22 protein-coding genes are annotated in these 13908 nt (G+C 59.8%); 1 reads left to right on the forward strand and 21 read right to left on the reverse strand.

What is annotated here, in order from left to right:
• Positions 1 to 129 precede the first annotated feature (129 nt).
• The 21 genes from truA to yqeB all read right to left on the reverse strand — a co-directional run bounded on the left by truA (position 130) and on the right by yqeB (position 13058).
• The gene (truA, locus tag AB5Z54_RS00545; RefSeq protein ID WP_055287449.1) at positions 130 to 954 is read right to left on the reverse strand and encodes a tRNA pseudouridine(38-40) synthase TruA; all 825 of its coding nucleotides are present in this window, start codon (positions 952 to 954) and stop codon (positions 130 to 132) included.
• 92 nt (positions 955 to 1046) lie between these two features.
• Complete coding sequence (rplQ, locus tag AB5Z54_RS00550; protein WP_055287451.1) at positions 1047 to 1514, reverse strand: 50S ribosomal protein L17; 468 nt, start codon at positions 1512 to 1514, stop codon at positions 1047 to 1049.
• A gap of 30 nt (positions 1515 to 1544) precedes the next feature.
• Positions 1545 to 2486, reverse strand: coding sequence for a DNA-directed RNA polymerase subunit alpha (locus tag AB5Z54_RS00555; RefSeq protein WP_006235276.1), 942 nt, complete (start codon positions 2484 to 2486; stop codon positions 1545 to 1547).
• A gap of 32 nt (positions 2487 to 2518) precedes the next feature.
• Positions 2519 to 3115: a 30S ribosomal protein S4 gene (gene rpsD / locus AB5Z54_RS00560; protein WP_006235275.1), complete on the reverse strand. Its 597-nt coding sequence runs from the start codon at positions 3113 to 3115 to the stop codon at positions 2519 to 2521.
• A 19-nt stretch (positions 3116 to 3134) separates the two neighbouring features.
• Positions 3135 to 3539 carry a 30S ribosomal protein S11 gene (gene rpsK / locus AB5Z54_RS00565; protein WP_006235274.1) on the reverse strand — a complete coding sequence of 135 codons (405 nt, stop codon included), beginning with the start codon at positions 3537 to 3539 and terminating at the stop codon, positions 3135 to 3137.
• A 14-nt stretch (positions 3540 to 3553) separates the two neighbouring features.
• The gene (gene rpsM, locus AB5Z54_RS00570; RefSeq protein WP_022094275.1) at positions 3554 to 3928 is read right to left on the reverse strand and encodes a 30S ribosomal protein S13; all 375 of its coding nucleotides are present in this window, start codon (positions 3926 to 3928) and stop codon (positions 3554 to 3556) included.
• Positions 3929 to 3942: 14 nt separating this feature from the next.
• On the reverse strand, positions 3943 to 4056 hold the full coding sequence (rpmJ, locus tag AB5Z54_RS00575; protein ID WP_006363204.1) for a 50S ribosomal protein L36: 114 nt from the start codon (positions 4054 to 4056) through the stop codon (positions 3943 to 3945).
• Between the two features lie 150 nt (positions 4057 to 4206).
• The gene (gene infA / locus AB5Z54_RS00580) at positions 4207 to 4425 is read right to left on the reverse strand and encodes a translation initiation factor IF-1 (RefSeq protein ID WP_035137443.1); all 219 of its coding nucleotides are present in this window, start codon (positions 4423 to 4425) and stop codon (positions 4207 to 4209) included.
• 232 nt (positions 4426 to 4657) lie between these two features.
• A complete protein-coding gene (gene map, locus AB5Z54_RS00585) occupies positions 4658 to 5446 on the reverse strand; it encodes a type I methionyl aminopeptidase (RefSeq protein WP_368159667.1) in 789 nt (262 codons plus the stop codon).
• Positions 5443 to 6069 (reverse strand): adenylate kinase, encoded by a 627-nt coding sequence (locus AB5Z54_RS00590; RefSeq protein WP_006235269.1) that lies wholly within the window; start codon positions 6067 to 6069, stop codon positions 5443 to 5445. The genes map and AB5Z54_RS00590 overlap by 4 nt, the downstream gene beginning before the upstream one ends.
• 18 nt (positions 6070 to 6087) lie before the next feature.
• On the reverse strand, positions 6088 to 7374 hold the full coding sequence (gene secY / locus AB5Z54_RS00595) for a preprotein translocase subunit SecY (RefSeq protein WP_035137447.1): 1287 nt from the start codon (positions 7372 to 7374) through the stop codon (positions 6088 to 6090).
• The gene (gene rplO, locus AB5Z54_RS00600; protein WP_006235267.1) at positions 7368 to 7817 is read right to left on the reverse strand and encodes a 50S ribosomal protein L15; all 450 of its coding nucleotides are present in this window, start codon (positions 7815 to 7817) and stop codon (positions 7368 to 7370) included. The genes secY and rplO overlap by 7 nt, the downstream gene beginning before the upstream one ends.
• 3 nt (positions 7818 to 7820) lie before the next feature.
• Entirely contained in the window at positions 7821 to 8003 is a 183-nt protein-coding gene (rpmD, locus tag AB5Z54_RS00605) for a 50S ribosomal protein L30 (RefSeq protein ID WP_006235266.1), read from the reverse strand.
• 2 nt (positions 8004 to 8005) lie between these two features.
• Positions 8006 to 8530, reverse strand: a complete 525-nt coding sequence (gene rpsE / locus AB5Z54_RS00610) for a 30S ribosomal protein S5 (protein WP_006235265.1) — start codon at positions 8528 to 8530, stop codon at positions 8006 to 8008.
• A gap of 14 nt (positions 8531 to 8544) precedes the next feature.
• Entirely contained in the window at positions 8545 to 8913 is a 369-nt protein-coding gene (gene rplR, locus AB5Z54_RS00615; protein ID WP_006235264.1) for a 50S ribosomal protein L18, read from the reverse strand.
• 75 nt (positions 8914 to 8988) lie between these two features.
• Positions 8989 to 9525, reverse strand: a complete 537-nt coding sequence (rplF, locus tag AB5Z54_RS00620) for a 50S ribosomal protein L6 (protein ID WP_368159670.1) — start codon at positions 9523 to 9525, stop codon at positions 8989 to 8991.
• A gap of 33 nt (positions 9526 to 9558) precedes the next feature.
• Positions 9559 to 9957 (reverse strand): 30S ribosomal protein S8, encoded by a 399-nt coding sequence (rpsH, locus tag AB5Z54_RS00625; RefSeq protein WP_006235262.1) that lies wholly within the window; start codon positions 9955 to 9957, stop codon positions 9559 to 9561.
• A gap of 119 nt (positions 9958 to 10076) precedes the next feature.
• A complete protein-coding gene (locus AB5Z54_RS00630; protein ID WP_022094280.1) occupies positions 10077 to 10262 on the reverse strand; it encodes a type Z 30S ribosomal protein S14 in 186 nt (61 codons plus the stop codon).
• Positions 10263 to 10341: 79 nt separating this feature from the next.
• A complete protein-coding gene (gene rplE / locus AB5Z54_RS00635) occupies positions 10342 to 10899 on the reverse strand; it encodes a 50S ribosomal protein L5 (RefSeq protein ID WP_006235260.1) in 558 nt (185 codons plus the stop codon).
• 311 nt (positions 10900 to 11210) lie between these two features.
• On the reverse strand, positions 11211 to 12254 hold the full coding sequence (locus AB5Z54_RS00640) for an XdhC family protein (RefSeq protein ID WP_368159672.1): 1044 nt from the start codon (positions 12252 to 12254) through the stop codon (positions 11211 to 11213).
• Between the two features lie 9 nt (positions 12255 to 12263).
• On the reverse strand, positions 12264 to 13058 hold the full coding sequence (gene yqeB / locus AB5Z54_RS00645) for a selenium-dependent molybdenum cofactor biosynthesis protein YqeB (protein ID WP_368159675.1): 795 nt from the start codon (positions 13056 to 13058) through the stop codon (positions 12264 to 12266).
• 102 nt (positions 13059 to 13160) lie between these two features.
• On the opposite strand from yqeB, the gene yqeC reads away from it, so the two are divergent.
• Positions 13161 to 13901 carry a selenium cofactor biosynthesis protein YqeC gene (gene yqeC, locus AB5Z54_RS00650; protein WP_368159677.1) on the forward strand — a complete coding sequence of 247 codons (741 nt, stop codon included), beginning with the start codon at positions 13161 to 13163 and terminating at the stop codon, positions 13899 to 13901.
• Positions 13902 to 13908 lie beyond the last annotated feature (7 nt).

The raw sequence follows: 13908 nt of genomic DNA on the forward strand, positions 1-13908 counted from the left end.
TCGTGGTTCATGGTACACCCCGGCAATAAAAGCAATGAGACACCGGTTGTATTGCACGCCAAGAACAGATGTTGCACACGCGCAGCCCACAGATAATGGGTGTCGACGCACGACGCGTCGAGCCCTCCCCTAGTCGAGCACGACGAGCTCGGCGGGATCGTAATCCACGCCCATAAACGTAAGGCCGCAGGCAGGAGCCGTGGGGCCCGCAGCGGTACGGTCGCAAGCATCGATGACCTCGCGCATCCACTCGGGTTCACGGCGATGCATGCCAATCGCGACAAGCGTGCCAACGATCGTACGGACCATCGAATGCAGAAACGCATTGCCCTCGATGGTAAACGTCAGGATGTCCTCGCCAAACGCAACCTCATGGCCAAACTCGGCGCGCATTACGCAGCGGTGCGTAGGTTTGCCCACGGCAGAAGCAACCTTGCAAAAGCTTTTAAAGTCCTGCTCGCCCAGCAGCGCGGGGCAGGCAGCAGACATAGCCTCAACATCCAAGGGATAGCGATGCCACCACACCGCACCGCGGGACAGCACGGGGCGCGCATCTCGATCAGCAATACGGTACGTATACGTACGGGAACGCGCGTCAAAACGTGCAGAAAAGCCTTTACGGGCCTTGTAGACCTCGTTGATGGCGATATCTTTGGGCAGCAGGGCATCCATAGCCCGCAGCCACCTACGGCGCGTTAGGGCGAGCTCAGCGTCCGTTACGGGCACGCTGATGTACTGAGCCACGGCATGCACGCCGGCATCGGTGCGACCCGCGCACGTCAGATCGATCGGACGGCGAAGCAGCGTCTCGATGGCTCGACGCAGCTCACCCGCAACCGTCGTCTGTCCCGGCTGCTCGGCAAAGCCGCTATAGGACGAGCCATCGTATGCCACGCGGAAAACGAGCGTGGCATCGAGCTCTGGAATCGAATTGAAATCAGACGGCGCGGTCATGGGCGCTCCCAACAAACAGGCAATGGCATTTCGACAAAAAAAGAGGGGTACGCGAACGTACCCCTCGAATATAGCCTATGCAGACGGATTGTCTACTCAGCGGTCTCCTCAGCAGGAGCCTCCTCGGCAGCCTCGACCTTCTTGGGAGCAGCGGCCTTCTTGGGGGCCGGAGCAGCCTTCTTGGCCTTAGGCGTGCAAGGCTCGGTGACGAGCTCCATGATAACGATGGGAGCGTTGTCGCCCTTGCGGTTACCGAGCTTCATGATGCGGGTATAACCGCCGTTACGATCCTGCCACATACCCTGGGCAGCCTTGTCGAAGATCTCGGCAACGAGCTGCTTATCGCCGAGCTTGGCGATAGCCAGACGACGAGAGTGCAGGTCGCCCTTCTTGGCCCAAGTGATGATCGGATCGACGACCGAACGCAGCGCCTTAGCGCGGGTCTCGGTGGTCTTGATGCGGTCGTTCTCGAAGAGGGCCTTAGCAAGGCTCTTCTTCATGGCCTTGGTGTGGCTCGCATCGGTGCCGAGCTTCAGGCCCTTCTTAACGTTGTGACGCATGGTCTAGTTTCTCCTCAAATATGCGAAGCATTAAGCCTTCAGGCTCAGGCCCATGGACTCAAGCTTGTCCTTCACTTCCTCGATCGACTTAACACCGAAGTTACGGATGTTGAGCAGATCGTTCTCCGAGAACTCAACGAGCTGACGGACCGAGTGAATGCTGGCGCGCTTAAGGCAGTTGTAGGAACGGACGGAAAGGTCCAGATCCTCGATCTGCTTGTCCAGCTCGGCGTTGTCGTTGGTGACCTCGGGAGCGAAGATCGAAGCCTCCTCCTCGACCTCGGGGGTCTCGGCAAGGTTCATAAAGGCGGCCATATGCTGGTTGATGATATTGGCAGCCTGGACCACGGCGTCGCGCGGGGCGATGGAGCCGTTGGTCTCGATCTCGAGGACAAGGCGGTCGTAGTCGGTGTGCTGACCGACACGGCAAGCCTCAACGAGCTTGGCGCAACGGGAAACCGGCGAGTACAGCGAGTCGACGTGGATCACACCGATGGGATCGTTGTCTCGCTTGTTGGCCTCGCCAGAAACATAGCCGCGGCCATAGCCGATGCGCATGCTCATGGTGAGATGGCCACCCTCGGTGAGCGTAGCAATGTGCTGCTCGGGGTTGACCAGCTCAAACTCGGACGGAATAAAGAAGTCCGCACCGGTGACCTCGCAGGGGCCGTCAACCGAGATGGTGGCGGTCGCCTCGTCGGTCGTGCCGAGAGCCCTGAAGACAAGACCCTTGACATTCAGGACGATGTCGGTGACATCCTCGACCATGTTAGGGATGGTCATGAACTCGTGCTGCGCACCATCGATCTGAATAGCCTCGACGGCGGCACCCTCGAGCGAGGACAGAAGAACGCGACGAAGGGAGTTACCCAGCGTATCGCCGTAACCACGCTCGAGCGGCTCGACGGAGACACGAGCAGACGTCTCGTTGATCTCTTCGACCTGAACCTGAGGCCTAATGAATTCTGACATGTATTACCTCCAGCCTCAGCAGCCCGGATGGACTACTTAGAGTAGAGCTCGACGATGAGCTGCTCGTTGATATCACCGCTGATCTGCTCACGCGTCGGCAGAGCGAGCACGTTACCAGACAGCTTCTCGATATCGACCTCGAGCCAGCCAGGGACCTCAAAGCGCTCGGAGGAAATCAGGGCCTCCTTGATGGGGAGGAGGTCACGGAACTTCTCGCCGACAGCGACGACGTCGCCGGCCTTGACGCGGTAGGACGGGATGTCCACGCGCTTACCGTTCACGGTGAAGTGACCGTGACGGACGGACTGACGAGCCTCTTTGCGGGTGCGGGCGAAGCCAAGACGGAAGACGACGTTGTCGAGGCGAGACTCAAGAATGATCATGAGGTTCTCACCGGTGACGCCGTTCATCTTACGGGCCTTGTTGAAGTAGCCGTGGAACTGCTTCTCCAGAACGCCATAGATGAACTTGACCTTCTGCTTCTCGCGCAGCTGCATGCCGTACTCAGATTCCTTGCGACGGCGCTTGGGCTGACGGATAGATTCCTTCTTGCTGCTGTAACCGAGCTCAGCGGGATCGATCCCGAGCTGACGGCAGCGCTTAAGAACAGGAGTCCTGTCGATTGCCATATTGATACGATCCTTTCAGTTACACGCGGCGACGCTTCTTGGGGCGGCAGCCGTTGTGCGGAATGGGGGTCTTGTCCTGGATGCTCGAGACCTCGAGGCCAGCAGCCTGGAGGGAGCGGATGGCGGTCTCACGACCGGAGCCGGGGCCCTTGACGAAGACGGAAACCTTCTTCATACCGTGCTCCATGGCCTGCTTGGCAGCAGCCTCGGCAGCCATCTGGGCAGCGAACGGCGTGGACTTACGGGAGCCCTTGAAGCCCACCTGGCCAGCCGACTTCCAGGAAATGACGTTGCCCTGGGGATCGGTGATCGAAACGATCGTGTTGTTGAACGTAGAACGAATGTGAGCCTGGCCCACGGAAATGTTCTTACGGTCCGCGCGCTTCAGACGGGCAGCGCGAACGTTCTTCTTAGCAGTAGCCATCTATCTAGCGCTCCTTATTTCTTCTTCTTAGCACCGATCTGACGCTTCGGGCCCTTGCGGGTACGAGCGTTAGTGTGGGTGCGCTGGCCGCGGACCGGGAGGCCCTTGCGGTGACGAAGGCCGCGGTTGCAGCCGATGTCCATAAGGCGCTTGACGTTCTGGTTGCGCTCACGGCGGAGGTCGCCCTCAACCATGATCTGGTTCTTATCGATATAATCGCGGATGGCGTTAACCTCATCCTCGGTGAGGTCCTTAACGCGCGTATCCACGTTAACGTTGCACTCGACGCAAATCTTCGTCGCAGTGGTGCGGCCGATGCCGTAAATGTAGGTCAGACCGATCTCAACGCGCTTCTCACGCGGGAGGTCGACACCATTAATACGGGCCAACGTAGTCTCCTCTCTTAACCCTGACGCTGCTTATGACGGGGGTTCTCGCAAATGACGAGGACCTTGCCATGGCGCCTAATGATTTTGCACTTATCGCACATCTTCTTGACCGAAGGACGTACCTTCATCGTTCTTCCTTTCGGTAGCGCTCAAACTACTTCCCTACTATCTACTCGCCCAGCCGCAGGCGTTTAAAACTATGGCTGGTCTTCACACACAATCCGACCGTAGGTTGAGCTAAGCCTGCAGTCGGAAATGGAGTGCGTGTATGCGTGCCGCTATTTGTAGCGATAGGTGATGCGGCCGCGGGTCAGGTCGTACGGGGAAAGCTCCACGACAACCCTGTCACCGGGGAGAATACGGATGTAATTCATTCGGATCTTGCCAGAAATGTTGCACAGAACCGAATGACCGTTCTCGAGCTCAACCTTAAACATGGCGTTGGGCAGCGGCTCCTTTACCGTACCCTCGAGCTCAATTGCGTCTTCCTTCTTCACAAGCAATCATCTTTCTCTAGAAAACGACAGCGATTGAGTATTCTACAACACGTATGCACGCATCGTAATAACTTCGTAATGGCTCCACAACTAAGCGGAACTTGTTACATTTGAAATGTAAAACAAAGCCGTTCCCTGATACCCAAGATCGCCTTGAAATGAGAAGGCATAGACCTTGGGGTCATGCCTTCGAAATTGAAAGGCGAGGTTGGGCATCAGGGGGCGGCGACTTTTACATTTCACCGCCTTGCAAGGAACACCAAGCACCTTGCGCATCCGTGGTAAGAATCACCGGACCGTCATTGGTAATGGCGACGGTGTTCTCGTAGTGCGCGGCGGGCAGGTGGTCGTTGGTCGTAACAATCCAACCGTCGGAGCCCGTGCTCACATGGTTGGAACCCATCGTAACCATCGGCTCGATGGCAATGACCATGCCGGCCTGGAGTCGAACGCCCCTCCCCTTCTTTCCATAGTTAGGAACGTTGGGGTCCTCGTGCATCACGCGGCCAATGCCATGGCCCACATAATCACGAAGCACGCCATAGCCGTGAGACTCGGCGAGGGATTGGACGGCATAACCAATGTCCCCAATATGGTTACCGGGAACAGCCTGCTCGATGGCAGCCTTAAGGCAATCACGCGTGACCTCGCACAAAGCCTTGGCTTCGGGCGTGGGGGTGCCGACGAAAAACGTCCAAGCGTTATCGCCGACCCAACCGTCGACAACGGCTCCCGTATCGATGGAGATGATATCACCATCGCGCAGGATCATGTCGGGGTTGGGAATACCGTGGACCACGGCATCGTTGATCGATGCGCAAATGGTCCCCGGGAACCCGCCGTAACCCTTAAAGGCCGGGGTGCCGCCATGCATGCGGATAATCTGCTCCGCGAGCTGATCGAGCTCAAAGGTGGAAACGCCGGGGCGCACCATGGCTCCAACGTGGCGGAGCGCCATCTTAGATAGCGCTCCTGCCTTCTTCATCTGCTCGATTTGCGTTGCAGACTTAATCTTGATCATAGACCGAGAGCCTCTTTGACATCCCCGTACACGGTCTCGCGAGCCTGGTCACCGTTGACCGACTTGAGCAGACCCTGGCCACGATAGTAGTCGACGAGCGGGCTCGTGGACTTCTCGTAGACGTCGAGACGGTTCTTGATGGTCTCGGGCTTGTCGTCGTCGCGCTGATACATCTCGCCGCCACACTTGGGGCAGGTAGCATCGGCAGCGGTGCCGGTGTAACCGCATGCGCGGCAGGTGCGACGCGAAGACAGACGATCGATAATGACCTCGGGGGCCACATCGACCAGAAGGGCGCAATCGATCTCGCGACCCATGGCGGAGAGCTCGGAATCGAGCGTCACAGCCTGGGCGGTGTTGCGCGGGAAGCCGTCGAGGATGAAGCCCTGCTGGGCGTCATCGGCGGCAAGGCGCTCCTTGACAAGGTCGATCACGAGCTGGTCGGGAACGAGCTCGCCAGCGTCCATGTACTTCTTAGCCTGAATACCAAGCTCGGTGCCACCCTTGACGGCAGCACGCAGCAGGTCGCCCGTGGAAATATGGGCGACGCCAAACTCGGCGACGAGCTCCTGTGCGACGGTGCCCTTACCGGCACCCGGAGCTCCGAGCAATACGAGGTTCATGAGCAATCCTCCTCTAGCCTATTTAAAGAATCCATCGTAATCATACATCTTGATCTGGCCTTCGAGCTTATCGACCGTGTCGAGCACGACGCCGACCATGATGAGGATGGACGTGCCGCCAAATGCCTGGATCAGATGGTTACCCGTGAAGGAGAAGATGATCGAAGGCACGATGGCGATGAGCGCCAAAAAGACAGCGCTGGGAAGCGTGATCTTGTTGAGCGCGTTCTTGATGTAGGCCGCGGTAGCCCTACCCGGACGGACGCCCGGAATAAAGCCGCCCTGCTTCTTAAGGTTATCGGCCGTGTCATCGGGGTTGAACACCATGGAGGTGTAGAAGTACGCGAAGAACACGATGAGGACAACGTTAAGCACCCAGTTGAGCCAACCGGTCGAAAGCGCGGAGGCAACTGCCTGAATCCAGCCGATGCCGGGGAAGAACACGGCAATCTGAGCCGGGAAGTACAGCAGCGCCGAAGCGAAGATGATCGGCACGACACCCGCGGTGTTGACCTTGATGGGCAGGTAGGTGGTCTGGCCACCCATCATGCGACGGCCCACGACGCGCTTAGCGTAGGAGACCGGGATGCGGCGCTGGCCGCGCTCAAGGAAAACAATCAGCGGGATAACCAGCAGGATGATGGCGCAGATGATCACCATGGTGATGATGCCACCGGCATTGCCCTCGGTGCTGGAGAAGATAGCCTGCGGCAGACCGGCCATGATGTTCGCAAAGATGATCAGCGACATGCCATTGCCGATACCGCGCTGGGTGATGAGCTCACCGATCCACATGATCAGCATGGCGCCCGCAGTGAGCGTGCCGACGATCATGAGGTCGAAGATGATCTCGGGAGCGCCGGCGCCATTGAAGCTGATGCCGAAGCTCTTAAAGAGGAAGAGGTAACCCACGGAGTTGAGGATTGCCAGAGCCAGGGTGAGGTAACGCGAATACTGCGTGATCTTGGTCTGACCGACCTCGCCCTCGCGGGCAAGCTCATGCAGGGAAGGCACAACGGCCTGGAGCATCTGGAGGATGATCGAGCTGGTGATGTAAGGCATGATGCCCAGCGAAAACACCGACACATAGCTCAACGCGCCGCCAGAGAAAAGATTCAGGAGGGCCATAGCACCTGCGGCGACCGAATTGTTATCGGTCGAGAAAAGGCCCAGCATCCCCTGGAAGGGAATGCCGGGCACAGGAACGTGCGCACCAATGCGGTACACGACGAGCATAGCTATGGTAAAAAGAATCTTTTCGCGCAATTCTTTGATGCGGAAAGCATTCTTAAGACCATTTAGCACGGCAGCTCGACCTTTCCGCCGGCGGCCTCGATCTTGGCCTGCGCAGAAGCGCTGACCTTGTCGACCTTGACCGTGAACTTCTTGGTGAGCTCACCATTGCCGAGCACCTTGACGGGCTCGAACTCGCTCTTGGTGATGCGAGCGGCCTTAAGAGCGGCACCGTCGATCACAGCGCCATCCTCGAACTTACGCTCGAGACGCTCAACGTTAACAGCGGTGTACTCGATACGACGGGGGTTGCGGAAGCCCGGAAGCTTGGGCAGGCGCATAGCCAGCGGAGTCTGGCCACCCTCGAAGCCGGCACCCTTGGTGCCGCCAGAGCGGGAACCCTGGCCCTTCTGGCCGCGGCCAGAAGTGGTGCCGTGACCCGAAGAATTGCCACGGCCGACGCGCTTACGGTTCTTGGTGGAACCGGGCGCGGGAGTAAGATCGTGAAGCTGCATTTGCTACTCCTCTACAATCTCGACAAGGTGCTTGACCTTGAAGATCATGCCGCGGACGGACTCGTTGTCAGCAATCTCGCGAACCTCGCGGATCCTGTGGAGACCGAGGGCACGGACAGTACGGACCTGGTCCTGCTTGCAACCATTGGTGCTGCGGACCTGCTTGATCTTGATGGTGTCAGCCATGCTTAGTTCTCCTTACCGACGAACATCTCGGAGACCGTCAGGCCACGGCGAGCCGCGACGTCCTCAGGGCTGGAGAGCTCCTTGAGGCCCTCGACGGCAGCCTTGATGATGTTGAGGCCGTTGTCGGTACCGAGGGACTTGGACAGGACGTTCTTGATGCCAGCAAGCTCAAAGAGGGGACGCACAGCGCCGCCGGCGATAACGCCGGTACCCTCGACAGCGGGCTTGATGATGATGCGGCCGGCACCAAAGTGGCCGAGAACCTCGTGCGGGATGGTGCCCTGCTCGGTCACCGGCACGTGGAACATGTTCTTCTTGGCATCGAGAGACGCCTTGGAGATGGCCATGGGCACCTCAGCGGACTTGCCCATGCCAACGCCGACGTTGCCCTTGCCGTCGCCAACGACGACGAGAGCGACGAGGCTCATGCGACGACCACCCTTGACGGTCTTCGACACGCGGTTGATGTAAACGACGCGCTCCTCGAACTCGGAGGCCTCGCGCTGCTGCTTCTGATTACGAGCCATGTGCTACATACCTCCTAGAACTCGAGACCGGCGGCACGAGCACCGTCGGCGAGGGCCTTGACGCGGCCATGGTAGATACGGCCACCGCGATCGAAGGCGACCTTGGTGATGCCGGCCTCGATGGCGCGCTTGCCAACGAGCTGACCGACCTTCTCCGCAGCCTCCTTGTTCGAGGTGTGGGTGCCCTTGAACTCGGCCTCGAGGGTCGAGGCAGAGACGAGCGTCAGGCTAGAGCCCTTGCTGTCGTCGATGATCTGGGCATAGATGTTGGCGTTAGTACGGGTCACGCGAAGACGCGGACGCTCGGAGGTACCCGAGACCTTGCCGCGAACACGACGCTGACGACGCTTGAGGCCTTCCAGCTTCGCCTTATGCTTGTTCATACGTAAACTCCTAAAAAGGTTGATCTTGCCAGCACCTGACGGGGTGCTGGTCTTATGCGAGTGAGTCGGTTACGACTACTTGGCGGCCTTACCCAGCTTGCGGCGGATGTGCTCGCCAACGTAGTGGATACCCTTGCCCTTGTAAGGCTCGGGAGGACGATGGCCGCGGATCTCAGCGGCGATCTGACCGACCTGCTGCTTGTTGATACCCTTGACGTTCACGTGGGTGTTGTCGGGAACCTCGAAGGTGATGCCCTCGGGAGCCTCGACGATCACGGGGTGCGAGAAGCCCAGGGAGAACTCGAGGTTCTTGCCCTTCTGCTGCACGCGGTAACCGACGCCGGCGAGCTCGACCTTCTTCTCGAAGCCCTCGGAAACGCCAACAACCATGTTGTGGATGAGGGCGCGGGTGAGGCCGTGGCGGGCACGGGTCTCACGCTCGTCGTCGGGACGGGAAACGGTGAGGACGTTGTCCTCGACGTTGATAGCGAGCTTCTCAAAGACATCGAGCTCGAGCTGGCCCTTGGGGCCCTTGACGACAACGTTGTTGCCGTTGACTGCCACTTCGACTCCGGCGGGAATCTGGACAGGCTTATTACCGATACGAGACACGGTGATCTCCTTTCCTTCTACCTACCGAGCGAATTACCAGACGTAAGCGATGATCTCGCCGCCGACGTTGTGCTTGCGAGCATCGCGGTCGGTCATGACGCCATGGCTGGTGGAAATAATGGCGGTACCAAGGCCACCGCGGACGCGAGGCATGTCGGCAACGCCGGTGTACTTACGCAGGCCCGGCTTGGAAATGCGGCGGATGCCGTTGATGACCTTAGCCTTCTTGGGACCATACTTAAGCGTGATGTGCAGAGTCTTCTGGGGAACGGTGTCCTCGACATCGTAGCCCTCGATGTAGCCCTCCTCGTGCAGAACACGAGCGATCTCGACGAGCTTCTTGCTGCTCGGCATGGAGACCGTGGCCTTGTTCACAGAGTTAGCGTTACGGATGCGCGTAAGCATATCTGCGATCGGGTCTGTAAGGTTCATACAGATTCTCCTTCGTTCTTGATGAACACGTGCTCTTGGTTCTTCGCCGCCCTTAACGGCAAAGCCTAACTAGCGCGTTTTCCCTGTTCCAAACGGATGCTTGAAACGCTGGTAGTGACTTACCAGCTGGCCTTCTTAACGCCGGGAAGCTCGCCCTTGAGTGCAAGCTCACGGAAGCAGACACGGCACAGGCCGAACTTGCGGTACACAGAGTGCGGACGGCCGCAGCGCTGGCAGCGCGTGTACTCACGAGTAGAGAACTTCTGCTTGCGATTGCACTTGACGATCATCGATGTCTTAGCCACTTATATCCTCCTCACATAGAGTATTGTTCGCCCCAAGCGCCGTCCCCTTTTGGAAACGGCGCTTTTAGGGCAGGTGAACCTATTTCTTGAACGGGAAACCGAAGGCGTCCAGAAGGGCCTTGGCCTCCTCATCGGTGTTGGCGGTAGTCACGAAAGTGATGTCCATACCACGCTGGTGATCGACGGAGTCGAAGTCGATCTCGGGGAAGATGAGCTGCTCGGTGACGCCCATGGAGAAGTTACCACGGCCGTCGAAGCTCTTGGCGGAGATGCCGCGGAAGTCGCGGATACGGGGGATCGCGACGGAGGTCAGACGATCGAAGAACTCCCACATACGGTCGCCACGCAGGGTAACCTTGCAGCCGATCGGCATACCAGCGCGCAGGCGGAAGGTAGCGATGGACTTGCGGGCACGGGTGATCATCGGCTGCTGGCCGGTGATGGCGCGCAGGTCGCGCACGGCACCGTCGATGGCCTTGGAATCGGTAGCGGCCTCGCCGACACCCATGTTCACGACGATCTTCTCAAACTTGGGGATCATCATGACGTTCTCGTACTGGAACTTGTCCTGAAGCTGCTGCTTGACCTCGTTGTTGTACTTGGTCTTCAGACGCGGCACATACTTCTCTTCTGCCATTGTTCACTCCTTCTTGGGGTTTTAAGCACGGGGCGTGGCCACGATGGGTTGTCCTCGTGCCTCCTGGCTGCATCCGCGCCGCTCATGGCATTTTGCGGTTTGGACTCGACGCAGCAGGAGCCGACAAAACAATCGGTACTATACGCGCATCGGGAGCGTATTTCCAGAAAAACCTCGTCTGCCTGCACAACTCCACAACTCCCCCGCACAAATGGATCCCAAAAAGCAGTTGCGGTGAAATAGGGACTGTTTGGCGGCCTAACAGGCTTAAACAGTCCGTATTTCACCGCAACTTATTGGTGGGGATCCGATTAGCGCTTGCGGGGGACGAGTTTGGTGCGGCGCAGGTGGATCATCTCGGCGGCGATGGAGATGGCGATCTCCTTGGGGTCCTCGGCCTCGATGGCAACGCCGATCGGAAGGTGCAGCTCGTCGATCTGGTCCTGCGTAAAACCTTCCTGCTCCAGGCGGGCACGCACAAAGGCCGTCTTGCGGCGCGAACCCAGACAGCCCAGATAGGCAGGCTTGGCACGCATGGCCTGAATCACCACGTCGATATCGGACTTGTGACCCGCCGTGGCGACGACCACCAAGTCGCGCGGACCGATGGGACACAGCTCGCTCAGGTTCTTGTAATCGACCAGGCGACGGTCGTAGACACCGGGCACCCATTCGGGCGTCAACGTGCCGGGGCGGTCATCGCAGGCCACGACGGCAAAGCCCGCCGCCGTGAGCACGCGCGCCGTCGCAGCACCCACGTGGCCGCAGCCAAAGATATAGGTCAGGCCCTCGGGGCAGAGCGTCTCGATGTGCGCGGGAGGAATCTCGGAGGCAGCGTTGGTGTAGGTGACGTTACTCCCCTCCTCCACCAGTGAAAGCCCGGGGCAGCCCGCAATGGTATGGCGCGATGCCTCGCCATGGCACTCGGCCACATCGCCCTCGAGCGCGCTCGCGATAAACGGCTCAAAGTCGATGACGAAGTCGCCGATGCGCCGATAGACCAAGACGTCGGCAATTTCCTGGAACAACGGTGCCTGGGTCGCATCCAGATGCAGATAGCACAGGCAAATGGCTCCGCCGCAGATCATGCCGGTATCGGAGTTCTCGCCGCCCATGGTGTAGCGGACCAGACGCGACTGTCCCGCGCTCAGGAGTTCGCGCGCCTCATCCAGCGCAAAGAGCTCAATCTTGCCGCCGCCGATAGTGCCCGCCTGGCTGCCGTCGGCAAAGACGGCCATCCAGGCGCCCACGCCGCGCGGCGACGACCCCGCCGTGCCGGCCACGACCACGAGCTCGCACGTCTCGCCAGCACGCAGGGCGGCAAGCGCCGCATTCACAACATCGAGCTTTTCCATTGCCGCCTTCTATCCTCTAAAGATATCGGTGAGCATAGCGAGTGCCTCGAGCACGCCGCCGCCGACCGACGTCGCCTTGTCCGAAATATAGTTGATATAGCTGGCATCGCCGCGCGGATCGACATCGGCGCATTTAAAGCCCTCGGTCACCTGCACGCCGTTCGCCAAAAGCCCGCGCAGACAGCCATCGATCTGCGTGCGCATGGGCGTATCGCCCGCGTAGCCAATCACGTCTCCGGCGCGCACGATGTCGCCGATTGCGCGGTCGGACCGAAACACGCCGGCGGCGGGGCTGTGGATAACACGCTCTTTGCCATAGCCAGCGATAATGCCCGGCACGCCCGTGTTGGGCTGGGGTGAACCTTGGGTAATGACACGGCCCAGGAAATGCCCGCGCATGGTCTCGACCACGGCGTCGCAATCGACCGGCGCGGTAAAGCCCGGCCCCACGGCGATGACGGTAGGCGCCATGTCGCGCGTGGTGCCCAGGTTGCGCTTGGCCAGAATCGCGTCGACCACAGCCGCGGGTTTAAGCTCATCGAGCATCTTGGCCTGGGGGTCCACCACAACGGCGACGTCTCCAGCCTCGGTAATCGCAAGCGCCTCAGCCGGCGTCTGCGCCAAGCGAGCGCGAATGCCTTCGACCTCGACCTCGCCCAGGCGAATGGCCTCGCAAAAACTGATTGTACGGCGGATGCACGTGGGAACCGCGATATCGGCCATAACGACCGACACGCCGGCGCGAACCAAGCGAGCGGCGACGCCCGTGGCGATATCGCCAGCGCCGCGAACATAAACGAGCATTCCCGGGGCACCTCCCTGTGCTACGGTTTGAACAGAGCAAAAGCGGTTCGACCGCTACTCTGATGATTATTTATTATCACAGTATTATACGGCGGTGAGCAGATGGAAACGGTTAGCGGCAATCTTGCCTCCGCGCTCAAGATCGAGCCGGGCATTACCGCAATTATCGGCAGTGGAGGCAAGTCGACGTTGCTTAAGACGCTGGGTCTTGAGCTCATGCGCGCCGGTGGCAGGGTGCTTCTCTGTACCACCACGCACATGTTTCCCGTCGCCGGCGTGCCATGGGGCGGGTCGAGCCGTCGCTTGGACGCCGTGCCTTGGAAGCCGGGGGCCCTGCATGTTCCCGGCTGCACCTGCGAGGCATGCGCGGGCATGAGCCGCGGAGGCATCTGCCAAGCGGGTGTTTTGGACCCGGAGACGGGCAAGCTCTCCTCCCCTGCCGAGCCGCTCGACCAGCTGGCGCAGCGCTTTGACTACGTCCTGGCCGAGGCGGACGGCAGCAAGCGGCTCCCGCTCAAGGCCCACGCCGCCTGGGAGCCGGTGATTCCCTCTGGCACGGCCAACATCGTCTGGATCGCCGGCGCCTCAGGGCTCGGCAAGCCCATCAACGAAGCCGTCCACCGCCCCGAGCTCTTTTGCGAGCGTTGCGGCTGCGAGCCTACCGACATCGCCACACCCGAGAACGTCGCCCAGGTGCTCAGCGCCGAGATGCAGGCGCTGAAGCTCGGCGCAGCTCGCGTCATGCTCAACCAAGTCGACACGCTCAGCGACCCCACGATGGCCGACCGCTTCGAGGCAGCCCTCGGCCGCCCCATCGTCACCAGCAGCCTCCAGAGTAGCTAAAAGAGCC

It is taken from the genome of Collinsella aerofaciens, assembly GCF_040910185.1.
GTDB lineage: Bacteria > Actinomycetota > Coriobacteriia > Coriobacteriales > Coriobacteriaceae > Collinsella > Collinsella aerofaciens_BF.